We start from the raw sequence: 11,789 nt of genomic DNA, 5'->3' as shown, positions 1-11,789 counted from the left end.
TTATTAGTAGAACTTAAAACGAATCAAACTGCAACAAGATATAGAACCAATATCCAGCAAATAGAATAATCCGCAACCAAAACCGATCCATCTCATTCCCCCTATGAATCTTCCTTTTACCTCTTTATTATAATATAATAAATATAACAAGAGACAGATAAGTGCATATTTTTTTAAAATAAACATGAAAGAAGGAATAACTTGCAAAAACCTAGGATTCCCCATGATTTACCCTTGGAAACTTTTGAAGTAACTGACGACCCTTACTATTCTTTATGCATGTTTGAAAATGAATTGATACATCATGACATGTTCCAGCCAATCTACTTTCACCAAGTTATCTTTAAACATGTCCGCTTTGAAAATGTATCGTTTCCTAATATTGATTTAATGGATGTCATCTTTGACCATTGCGATTTATCAAATGTTGATTTTAGTAGCGGTATGATTCATCGTGTCCATTTTAAAAATTGCAAAATGCTTGGTATGAATTTTTCTGAAACAACACTTGGGCATGTTAGGATTGAATCATGTCAAGCTGGACTCAGTGCCTTTGGGTTTTCTCGTTTGAAACATGTTCTATTTGACGAATGCTTCTTAGAAAAGAGTGACTTCTATGAATGTCAGTTTAAGAAAGTTCAGTTTCAGGAATGCCAATTAAATGAAGCAAACTTCGCGAATACGTCATTAAATGGCGTTGATTTAAGCACGAATTCTTTTGAACGGTTAACAGTGAGTTTACCAGAATTAAGCGGATGTACCGTTTCATCAGAACAAGCAATCGGTTTTGCGAAATTGATTGGATTAAACATTAAAGATGATTCATGATGACGTAAATATGGAAAGAGGTGGTGACATAACTAGTATCAAATAATGAAAAAAAGATTGGCACATCATATTTTGCTAGCTGGAACGAAAGACAGTACTTGGGAAAGGTTATGTATAGTTTGTTATTAAAAGATAAATAATCCTAGCAATCACTAATAATCCACTCCTTTTAGGCGTGGATCTCTTATTATAGGTGTTATAACTACGTCTCAGAGCACCGATTTGTAACTATGAATCCTTCAATGCAATATAACTTCTACTATTTTCACTGACTTGTATACTATTGATTGCTTCAATGTGAGGTAATTTGAAATAACATCGCTGACTTACATGCCATTGAGCACTTCAATGCAAGGTAATTTGAAATAGCATCACTGACTTACATAACATTGAACGCTCCAATGCGAGCTTACTTGAAATAGCGTCACTGACTTACATAACATTGAACGCTTCAATGCGAGGTAATTTGAAATAACATCGCTGACTTACATGCCTTTGAGCACTTCAATGCGGTATGATGGAAAAGAAGACACGATATTAACGTACAAATCCTCAGCACATTGCTGAGGTTTCCCTAAAATCAATTGATATAGAGACTAAACGGCTTTAGCTCTCCTGAATACAGAGCTAAAACCGCTTAAGTCAATTTTTATTATTCCCTCTGTCTACAGGGGACAGTCATTTTGTCCCGGCTTCTTCTTTGGTAAATAAAATGAACATAACTCATTATCTCCGATTCCAAAATCGCTGTTGACTAATGGTGGCGATAAATTCTTCAGCAAATTGACGATTATTTCTAGCAAAAACAACACCCGCTAAATTATTTGCATCACTCGTTTTGGCATATTTTTCTCCTGTTGTCGCGATGCCAATCGGTTTATAGTGCTTATACGTCGTATTTAAAAATATCTTAACAGCCTGATTAAATTTATCTTGATGATCTGTCTTACCCCCAACAATATAAATTGAATCATAAAGTTCAGGATATGATGTCACAATCGTTTGATCTGGATTTAATTCCACACCATCTGTTCCTCTGATCGGTCCGAGCTTTTCACTAATCAGATCGACAAAAACACCTTGCCCCTTTAATGCTTGAAGAACACCTTTTACTTCCCCACCATTAAATCCATTACCAATCAACACGCCAACCTTTAATGAATAAGGTGATTTTGGTGTGTTCTCCTGACTCAACGCAGGGGACCTTTCAGACACTTGAACTTGGGTAACAGTAGGTTGATTTACTCCTATATTGTCAGCAATGATCCGAGCTAAATTTTCATCAACATGCGCAAACATATCAACAGACTGTTGTCTTACAGAACGGCTTTCAACTTTACCTAATTCAAAAATAAAAGCATTTAAAATATGATTTTTTTCTACTGGGGACATACTATTCCAAAACAATCGAGCTTGTGAGAAGAAATCTGTAAATGAATCGCTTCGAGCTTGGATTGTCCGTCCTTCCACTTTTTCTTGGTAATGAGCATAACCACCCTTTTCTGGGCTTGTAGTCGCTGGCGTATTATTCGCCAGTGAATTTCTATGGTAACTCACGCGGTCCACATCAATTCGTTGACGGCTAAAACCGTTACGTTGGTTATTGCGAAACGGACAAATAGGTCGATTTATCGGTATTTCCACAAAGTTCGGTCCACCTAAACGTAACAATTGTGTATCTAAATAGGAGAAAAGTCTTCCTTGTAAAAGTGGATCATTTGTAAAGTCAATTCCTGGCACAACATTACCAGGATGAAAAGCGACTTGTTCTGTTTCCGCAAAGACGTTATCCACATTACGATTGAGCGTAAGTCTCCCGATTATTTCAACCGGTACCATTTCTTCTGGCCATATTTTCGTTGAATCAAGAATATCAAAGTCAAACATAAATTCATCTTCTTCTGGAATCATTTGTACCCCTAATTCATATACTGGGGATGCTCCTTTTTCTATAGCTTCCCATAAGTCACGCCGATGAAAATCGGGATCAACTCCACCAATCACCTGTGCCTCTTCCCATAATAAAGAATGAACACCTAGAACAGGTTTCCAATGAAATTTTACAAAGGTTCCTTTCCCTTCTTCATTGACGAATCGAAACGTATGAACACCAAACCCTTCCATCATACGCCAACTTCTCGGAACAGCACGGTCCGACATGAGCCACATAATCATATGAGCTGACTCCTGATTATTTGCCACCCAATCCCAAAACGTATCATGTGCTGAAGATGCTTGTGGCATTTCATTATGAGGTTCCGGTTTGATCGCATGAACAATATCGGGGAATTTTATCGCATCTTGAATAAAAAACACCGGCATGTTGTTCGCTACTAAATCATAGTTCCCCTCTTCCGTATAAAATTTAGTAGCAAAACCACGTACATCACGCGCCGTATCTTTCGAACCTAAGTTTCCAACAACCGTCGAAAAACGTACAAAAACAGGTGTCTTGCTTCCCGGCTCTTGGAGAAAATGTGCTCTCGTATATTTTTTCATCGACTTATATAACTCAAACTCCCCATGCGCGGCAAATCCCCGGGCATGAACGACCCTTTCTGGAATACGTTCATGGTCAAAATGCATAATCTTTTCTCTTAAATGGAAATCCTCAAGTAATGTCGGACCCCGTATCCCTGCTTTTAAAGAGTCTTCATCATTCGATACTTTCAACCCTTGATTCGTTGTCATTTTATGACCTGTATTTTTGATCCTAAACTGGTCTAACTGTTCCGTTTTTCGATTTTTATTTACTTTTTTCTTATTAGAATCCATTGACTTTACCTCACTTTCACTTAAACATCTCATATATACATATGTGAAAATAGGCGATATGATACATTTAGGCATGCTCAGTTAAGTACATCAATGAGATTCATATAGATTGGCGAAAGGTGACATTAGATTATGGGCTTAATCCTTAATGCGACTTAATCAGGAGAACCGAATTGAGATTATATCGCGTTGATTCACGCAAAAGCTTTTACAAAAGTAAAAAACTAGAGTTAGCATTGATTGGTCTAACTCATGAAGGGCACCTCAAACTCATACATTCTTTCCGCTTATTTCATTTAGGGGACTCTTGCTCCAAAATACTACTTTTTTACTTTTGATTTAAAGCCTGTTTGTAATGATGTCATTTCCTTCTCAAGTATATGGAGCATGCGATCGATTTTTTCTTTTTTAGGTAGTTGTTGGTCAATCATTATCGGCTCTCCGAATATGAGAACAGGTTTCTTTCTTTTTAATAATTCTTTGAAATTATTAGGTCCAACATAAGCAGCTGGAACAATTGGCACATTGGCCAAGTTAGCAATCGTTACTGCCCCTTTCTTTAAGGGCACATCTTCTGTTGTCCGTGTACCACTTGGGAAAATACCGACTACTTTTCCCTCTTTTAATAATTTTCTCGGGATTTTAAGTGTACTTGGTCCTGGATTTTCGCGATTTACTGGAAAAGCATTCAATTCAGTCATTAACCATTTTGTAAATCGTGTTTGAAATAATTCCTTCTTAGCCATGAAATGTATTTTCGTTGGAAAAACAGAGATTCCCAACCATAAAATATCTACCCATCCTGTATGTGTACAAGCAATAACATAACCACCTGATTGTGGTAAATGTTCCTTACCATAGACATCAATTCGTCCAAATAAACTTAAAAAAATCTTTAAAAATCTTGCAGCAAAGGAATACATAATGTCCTCCTGTTTTTAACAATTTTAACCTAATTATAACACAAGGTGTTAGCACCTAATACTACTTATAAACTTTTATCATATTCATTTTTTAATGAAATTGAAGGATATATATAGACAGTCATAACATCATGTTCTCCCTTAAAAATAAAAAAGCTTAACCCTTACCTTTCTGATTCTCTAAAAGTAGTCAACTTAAATCATTTTGTTTTGACACACACATAACGTTTCCATTATACTTATTTATTGTGAATAAACACCGTGGTTCGAAACCATCCCACGTAAAAAAACTAAGGGAGAGAATAGAATATGAAATCAAAAACACTTGTAACAAATGCACTTGTGGCCGCACTTTACTTCGCTGTAACGGCACTTGTAGCGCCATTTGGATTCCTAAATATCCAACTTCGGCTGTCCGAATTATTTAATCATCTGATCGTTTTTAACAAAAAATATTTCTTTGGAATTGTACTCGGTGTGTTTATTGCTAATTTAATTTATTCACCGACCAAGGCAGACCTCGTTTTTGGTGTCCTTCACACAGCACTTTCTTTAGGAATCACAATGTTATTTGCACAATTTGTTAAAAACAAAGTAGCACTCATGTTCATTAATACAGCCGTTTTTTCATTTAATATGTTTATCATTGCGTACATGTTAAAAGTATTTGTTGGATTAAAAGATGGTTTTCTCATTCTATGGTCTACATTAGCACTAAGTGAATTTGTGACGATGGCATTAGCCATATTCATCGTTTTCTATATTAATAAACGACTAAAACTAGAACGATTTGTATAAAAAAAGCATTCCAATAAGTCCTATTTTGACTTTTGGAATGCTTTTATTTTTTATCTTGTTTCAGATTGATTACCTCGATATGTTTATCAGGATCAAGGGAACGTTTAATATCAAACAGCTCCGGGCTTCTTTCGTACCATTGAATATAACTCTTACATTTACCACAAATTGGTACATTGAGCATTCAATGCGATATAACCGTAATGAAACAGCATACTTGTATCCGTTTACGTTTATAGCTTTCACACATATAAAAATTATTAAACATATGACAAATTGAACGATAGATTATAGTGATGAACGCCTAGTACGTAATTTGTCACGCTTACATAGAATGTTAATGCAAAGAGAAGGTAGCCCATTAAAAGCTACCTTAAAAAAACGTAATAGGAGGAATTAAAACATGAATAAAAAAGGACATTCAAGTCATCATACAGTGGCGACTGGAGATCAAATGATGCCATATGCTTCAATGCATCAAAATAAAGAGATGTCGCACCATCGGGTTGAAGAGATGAAAGATTTTTGTCATAAGCATCGTTATCATTACGTGATAATGGAAATGAATGATGGTCAATACTATGATGGGATCATTATGGATATCGATCATGAACATGTGCATCTTTTTATGCCAATCGGAGAAGAACATCAATCTGCACAGACTGATTATAACGATGACAGGCAATTCGGTTTTGGACCATCCTTTGGTAGATTTCCGTTTCGTTTTAGAAGATTTCATCCTTTCTTCTTCCCATTCTTTGGAATTAGACGCTTTTTCTTTCCGTTTTTCTTCTAGATAAAATGGAATAGTATTAATAGGAATACTGTATCATATGACCGTTTTCTTTAATGATGTAGTCCAAACATCCAGTTATACAAACCCTAGGGCATTTTCTAGGGTTTTAAATTTTCGGAAATATATTGTTTTTAATCATGATGAACGATACAATTAAAATAAATAAAAGAGATTGGAGAAGTACAATGAAACGTTATCGTTATTTATTTATTTCCTTACTTTTAACGGTTCTTACTGCGTGTACATCTGAAAAACAAAGTAACATTATCATTGAAGAAGCGAATTTATCAAAATCTGAAAAACAACTGTTAGGAAGTTTAACTGATCACTCATTCGTTTACGATGTCGAATTACATAATTACGAACCAGCAGCAGTAGAGCTTTCAGTTGATTATTATGAAAATGGAGAGCAAAAAGAAGAACGTCCTTTTTTAAAAACGAGTTTACCACATGAAGAGTTGAGCGAAAATAAATTTCGCATTATTTTGGCTCAACAGAATATAAATGACACCCGACAATGGATTGGATCCATCATCCATTCCTCTGGTTCTAGTTCTTTTAAAACTGACCCACAAAAAATTAAAGAAACGACTTCATCCGTTTATGCATACACAAATCTTTCTGAGCCAATTGAAATGGAAGAAAAGCATTTAATTGGATATATAATTTATTCAAATGATACAACGCACTCTGCGCCAAATGAGATACATTCAGAAGACGTTTTAGAACACCTTACAGATCATGAAGAAGCCTACTTACTTTACGTGACATTCACTAATGAAGAATAAGAGGGCTAATCCCTCTTATTTATTTTTCCATTCTAGAAATTCCAAGCGGTTCCCAAACGGATCTGAAACATAAATCCGGTCAGCTCCTGGTAAACGATCATCTTCAATAAAAGGAATATCTGATACGCGCAGATGTTCTTTTAAATCATTTAAATGTTTTACTTGAAAAGCTGGGTGAGCTTTTTTCTGAGGAGTAAATGGTTCTTCAATTCCAATATGAATCGCCACCTGCCCCCATTGAAACCATACGCCACCACGTTTCCTTAATGGTAGTGGTTTTTCAATTTCAGAAAGTCCAAGTACATCATGGTAAAACTCACGAGCTGTATCCTCACTGTTTATTGGTGCTGCTAATTGAACATGGTCGATTGCCTGAAGTAAAGACGACATTGAAATCCCTCCATTTATCGGTTCTAATCCCATTATATCCCAATAAATGAGATTAAAATAATATTACTTATCAATATAAAGGTATAACTATTTCCTATCATTAATGACATTAAAAAAACAGAACCCACTAATATGATGCGAGTTCTGTTATTAAAAAGAATAAGCCACAATTGCCGTATAAACTAGTAAAAAAAGTTTTAAACCACCACTTCGACCAAGTGGGTGTTCGCAGAAACTTTCCTGCCTTCCGCTCGATCACGGCACGGCATTAGAGCTTCGATTTAAAACTCCCTATACTAACAATAGAGGTTAAAACTTAATTTATATACGTACAATGCAGCTAACTGTATTATACTTTATTTTTAACCAAAAATCAATATTTGTTCATTCTGAAACAACCAACTAATACAACAATTCATAAATCTCATTTAGTTGGCTTAAACGAACTTGATCATCGTTGTTTTTAGCATAATGCATTTCCTGTGCTAGCAATTTATTTAGATAAGAAACTTCTCTTTCGGTCAGATCTTCTACAAAATCCCGCTCATCCTTATAATTACCACGTCTTAATTTAAGATATATTTTTTTGCTTACTTTATTATCGTTCACATAGTTAGCTAAGGACTCTCTTAAGTATAGCAATGTTTGTTCGATTGTGCTCACCTTCTTATATCTAATTACCATTTCGCTCTATAGTATTGGACCATTCGGCGAATTTATGCAAATTGAAAATTAGTAATAAATTGCTGGTATTTTTTAGAAGTCAACACAAAAATAAATGTTTGAAAGATGAGCTATATGCAGTTGAGAATCCGTATGGCAATTTTATCTAAAGAGATCTTTAAATGATATCAACCCATATTTTTATCGCAGTTGCTAAAATTAAAAGTGCAAGTATCCATTGTAAAATCTTAGTATTCATTTTTTGACCCGCTTTTGCACCTAAAGGCGCAGCAAATAAGCTAGCGACAATCATAATAATGGCTGGAACATAGAGAATTTGACCTGTTAATAATTTACCTGTAGTTGATCCAATTGACGAGATAAATGTGATAGCCAAAGAGGATGCAATTGTCATTCGGGTTGGTATTTTTAGTACGACCAACATAATCGGAACAAGTATAAATGCTCCTGCTGCTCCAACAATACCAGCACCAATTCCAACAATAAAAGCAAGCAAAGCTGCTAAAAATTTATTAAACGTGACTTGTTCTAAAGGTATATCATCAATTCCCTTTTTTGGTATGAACATCATAATAGCTGCTATTGTTGCCAGAACACCATAGACCAAGTTGATTCCTATCTCCGTCATAAATTGGGAACCGTAGCCACCAAGGAAACTCCCAAATAAAATACTAACCCCCATATATAGGATAAGCGATTTATTTAAATAGCCACCTTTTCGATAGGCCCAAACACCACCTATTGTTGCAAAGAACACTTGAATGGCACTAATCCCGGATACTTCGTGTGATGTAAACGTCTGAAGTCCCAATAAAGCTGGGACATATAGAAGGAGTGGATATTTAATAATCGAACCACCAATACCAACCATCCCAGAAATAAAAGAACCGATAAAACCAATTAAAAAGATAACAAGGATAAACAATAAACTATATTCCATCATGTCGCCCCCTAAAATTAGAGGGGACCTCCTTATAGAAGGTCTCCTTTAGTATCAAATAAATCAATTAACCTTCAACAGCACAACGGTTTGGACCGGATTCCATTTCACGTTGTTCTTCTAAATCGGGATTTATTTTCCCCATATTTGTTTGACGAATATCTTGATAAGCATTCGGTTGCGGTGGGAGGTTTTCAGTTACTAATTTGCGGAAGTCCCCTTCATCTTCAACATTAAGACCTGAATTATTCTCAAATAAATCACCTAAACGAGCAGAGACTGATCCATCTTGACTTAATTCTTCAATAAAAGAAAAATGTGCAGGCAAAACGATGAGTTCAGCTGATAATTCTTTATAACGTGTATAAAGGGTATGACGTAAATCAGCGACCCAATCTTCAGCCTTACCAGCTAAATCTGGTCGACCAATTGATTTAACAAATAAAATATCGCCTGTTAATAAATACTGATCATCAATGATTAATGATGTGCTCCCAACTGTATGCCCTGGTGAATAGATCGGTTGAACCTTAACTGTTGTATTTCCGACAATAATATCTTTGCCTTCTTCTAACGGCTGATAACCATATGTGACTTCAGTCGCATCTTTTGGTGGGAGATGATAAATGCCACCTGTTTGTTCAGCTAACTTTCTTCCACCGGAAATATGATCCGCATGCAGATGCGTGTCAATAAGATGTTTAATAGTCACATCCTTCTCACTTGCAAAAGCTGTAAATGTTTCTGTCATACGAACTGGATCAACAACCGCTGCTTCTCCATTTGATTCAATAAAATAAGAAAGGCAGCCTTTTCCTAAGCGAACAAATTGGTAAAGTGATCCCCCATCTGTTAAATCACCAATTTTGACTGGTTCAAGGTGTTCACTCCATGCTCTCATACCACCTTCTAAATTATAAACATGTGCAAATCCAGCATCATCTAACATTTCTGTTATTTCTGATGATGTACCACCTTTTGCGCAGACAACAACGACTTCCTGCTCTTTTTTAAGGCGACCATCTAGCTTTTCCAAGCCATTTACTAAATTATAATATGGTTCATTAATATGTTTAACAGTTACCCCTTCAATTTTCCAGTTATCGAAATTTTCCTGAGAGCGAATATCAAGGATAAGCACATCCTCGTTGTTAATAATTTTTCTCGCTAATTCACTAGCTGTAATAATCGTTGACATTAATCTTTCCCCACTTTCATATTATTCTTAAATTCCAGTTTCTATTGGACCGTCCCAAGCAATCATGCCCGGCACAACATTAAATACATGTTTGTAACCATAATGCATGAGCAATTGCGCAGCAAAATCACTGCGATTTCCAGTCCGACAGATAATATAAATATCCTTATCTTGTGGTAATTTAGATAAATTTGCTTCTAATTGTCCTAAGGGAATATGAACTGATTTTGGAACATGAGCAAAGGCATATTCATCATCTTCTCGAACATCTAGAACAAATAAATCAGACTGACTTTCATATTTTTGCTTAAATTTTTCTAAAGAAACAATATAATCTTGTGTCATGACATCTCTTCTCTCTAAATAATCTTTAGGTTTAGTGTACACTATTATATGCGCGCGCATTAAATTTAAAATACATATAGGGGTATATTTCAGATTGTAGAAAAGTTACCACTATGAGTAACTTGTTTATGATATTAAAGCAGATTGTTTTATTTGTCAATAGAAAAACACCCACATTCAAAACTAGCGAGTGTTTTTTATTTTCAACCTTCTGCATAATCAATATTATTTTCAACCATGTATTTCTTATGAATTGTCCCCCACTCTTGCATCGATTGCAAAATAGGAATAATCTCCTTACCATATTCTGTTAGTGAATATTCAACTTTTGGAGGAACTTGTGGATAGACCTTTCGATTAACAATTTGATGATGTTCTAATTCACGTAGTTGTGAAGTGAGCATTTTTTGCGTAATATTTGGGATTGCTCGTTTTAATTCATTAAATCGCATCGTCCCCTTTTCCATGAGATGAAATAATATAATTGGTTTCCATTTACCTACTAAGGCTTCAATCGCTACCTCGACACCGTGACACGTTTTATCCTGCATCAAAGACCACTCCTCATCCAATAGTATCTTTTAGGATACTATAACACTTTTAAGTGCCTACTTCCATAAATATACTATCTATTGCATAATAGTTATGGATCATATTTATCAAAGAAGAACTTAAAGGAGAGATCGGTTTATGCATATCGTTGCAATTATTTTACAAGTTATACTCGGATTAGGGTTTATCATGTTCGGGATTATGAAGTTTACAGCGAAAGAAATGGTAGAAGGTTTTGAACACTTCGGCTTACCACAATGGTTACGTGTCGTGACAGGTATACTTGAACTACTTGGGGCGGCTGCTTTAATCATTGGTATTTGGGTACCAATTCTTGCCATTATCGGTGGAGTTGGCCTAGCAATTATCATGTTTTTCGCAGCACTTACGCACATCCGCGCCAAAGACCCAATCCAACAAGCATTTATGCCTACACTACTGCTAATTTTGTCTGTCGTTGTAGCTATTCTAAACTAAATAAGGAAAAAGACCAGAATGAACTTGGACTTGTCAAGTAGAAAGCGGAAATTATAAAAATTGACTAAACGGCTTTAGCTCTGTATTCAAGAGGGCTAAGGCCGTTTAGTCTTTTTTGATACTTTCATAATGCAAATGTTAGAAGTCAATATATTTATTAATTGCTCTTGGAAAATACTCGACAATGTGCTGAGGATTTGTACGTTTATATCGTGTCTTTTTCTTTCATATCGCATTGGAGGGTTCAATGGTATGTAAGTCGATAATTTTAGTAGGAGTTATATCCCATTTAATC

The 11,789-nt window shown here is 35.4% G+C and carries 13 protein-coding genes, 1 other RNA gene and 1 riboswitch; of the genes, 5 read left to right on the top strand and 9 right to left on the bottom strand.

What is annotated here, in order from left to right:
- Positions 1 to 201: 201 nt before the first annotated feature.
- Positions 202 to 828 (top strand): pentapeptide repeat-containing protein, encoded by a 627-nt coding sequence (locus VIG73_RS01845; RefSeq protein ID WP_331638806.1) that lies wholly within the window; start codon positions 202 to 204, stop codon positions 826 to 828.
- A 726-nt stretch (positions 829 to 1,554) separates the two neighbouring features.
- Here the strand turns inward: VIG73_RS01845 and VIG73_RS01840 are convergent.
- Positions 1,555 to 3,603: a catalase gene (locus VIG73_RS01840; protein ID WP_331638804.1), complete on the bottom strand. Its 2,049-nt coding sequence runs from the start codon at positions 3,601 to 3,603 to the stop codon at positions 1,555 to 1,557.
- A gap of 320 nt (positions 3,604 to 3,923) precedes the next feature.
- Positions 3,924 to 4,526, bottom strand: a complete 603-nt coding sequence (locus tag VIG73_RS01835) for a 1-acyl-sn-glycerol-3-phosphate acyltransferase (protein ID WP_331638802.1) — start codon at positions 4,524 to 4,526, stop codon at positions 3,924 to 3,926.
- Positions 4,527 to 4,781: 255 nt separating this feature from the next.
- Positions 4,782 to 4,826, top strand: a riboswitch (PreQ1 riboswitch).
- A 9-nt stretch (positions 4,827 to 4,835) separates the two neighbouring features.
- Between VIG73_RS01835 and VIG73_RS01830 the strand changes: the two genes are divergently transcribed.
- From VIG73_RS01830 to VIG73_RS01820, 3 genes are all read left to right on the top strand, one after another.
- Positions 4,836 to 5,324, top strand: coding sequence for a QueT transporter family protein (locus VIG73_RS01830; protein WP_331638800.1), 489 nt, complete (start codon positions 4,836 to 4,838; stop codon positions 5,322 to 5,324).
- A gap of 403 nt (positions 5,325 to 5,727) precedes the next feature.
- A complete protein-coding gene (locus VIG73_RS01825; RefSeq protein ID WP_331638798.1) occupies positions 5,728 to 6,120 on the top strand; it encodes a hypothetical protein in 393 nt (130 codons plus the stop codon).
- Between the two features lie 185 nt (positions 6,121 to 6,305).
- Complete coding sequence (locus VIG73_RS01820) at positions 6,306 to 6,908, top strand: hypothetical protein (protein ID WP_331638796.1); 603 nt, start codon at positions 6,306 to 6,308, stop codon at positions 6,906 to 6,908.
- A 15-nt stretch (positions 6,909 to 6,923) separates the two neighbouring features.
- On the opposite strand, the gene VIG73_RS01815 is transcribed toward VIG73_RS01820, so the two are convergent.
- The 7 genes from VIG73_RS01815 to VIG73_RS01785 all read right to left on the bottom strand — a co-directional run bounded on the left by VIG73_RS01815 (position 6,924) and on the right by VIG73_RS01785 (position 11,016).
- Complete coding sequence (locus VIG73_RS01815; RefSeq protein ID WP_331638794.1) at positions 6,924 to 7,298, bottom strand: VOC family protein; 375 nt, start codon at positions 7,296 to 7,298, stop codon at positions 6,924 to 6,926.
- A 157-nt stretch (positions 7,299 to 7,455) separates the two neighbouring features.
- A non-coding RNA gene (ssrS, locus tag VIG73_RS01810) (6S RNA) lies at positions 7,456 to 7,644 on the bottom strand.
- A gap of 56 nt (positions 7,645 to 7,700) precedes the next feature.
- Complete coding sequence (locus VIG73_RS01805) at positions 7,701 to 7,961, bottom strand: sporulation protein (RefSeq protein ID WP_331638792.1); 261 nt, start codon at positions 7,959 to 7,961, stop codon at positions 7,701 to 7,703.
- Positions 7,962 to 8,139: 178 nt separating this feature from the next.
- A complete protein-coding gene (locus tag VIG73_RS01800; RefSeq protein WP_331638790.1) occupies positions 8,140 to 8,922 on the bottom strand; it encodes a sulfite exporter TauE/SafE family protein in 783 nt (260 codons plus the stop codon).
- Between the two features lie 67 nt (positions 8,923 to 8,989).
- Positions 8,990 to 10,120, bottom strand: a complete 1,131-nt coding sequence (locus tag VIG73_RS01795) for an MBL fold metallo-hydrolase (RefSeq protein ID WP_331638788.1) — start codon at positions 10,118 to 10,120, stop codon at positions 8,990 to 8,992.
- A 27-nt stretch (positions 10,121 to 10,147) separates the two neighbouring features.
- Positions 10,148 to 10,465, bottom strand: coding sequence for a rhodanese-like domain-containing protein (locus VIG73_RS01790; protein ID WP_331638786.1), 318 nt, complete (start codon positions 10,463 to 10,465; stop codon positions 10,148 to 10,150).
- A 203-nt stretch (positions 10,466 to 10,668) separates the two neighbouring features.
- Positions 10,669 to 11,016: a winged helix-turn-helix transcriptional regulator gene (locus tag VIG73_RS01785; protein WP_331638784.1), complete on the bottom strand. Its 348-nt coding sequence runs from the start codon at positions 11,014 to 11,016 to the stop codon at positions 10,669 to 10,671.
- 139 nt (positions 11,017 to 11,155) lie between these two features.
- On the opposite strand from VIG73_RS01785, the gene VIG73_RS01780 reads away from it, so the two are divergent.
- Positions 11,156 to 11,494: a DoxX family protein gene (locus VIG73_RS01780; RefSeq protein WP_331638782.1), complete on the top strand. Its 339-nt coding sequence runs from the start codon at positions 11,156 to 11,158 to the stop codon at positions 11,492 to 11,494.
- Positions 11,495 to 11,789: the final 295 nt, after the last annotated feature.

Origin of the sequence: Cerasibacillus sp. (assembly GCF_036516575.1) — a bacterium.
In the GTDB taxonomy this organism is placed as follows: domain Bacteria; phylum Bacillota; class Bacilli; order Bacillales; family Amphibacillaceae; genus Cerasibacillus.
Note: the sequence above shows the minus strand (reverse complement) of the source record. Positions and strands in the feature narration are given on the sequence as shown.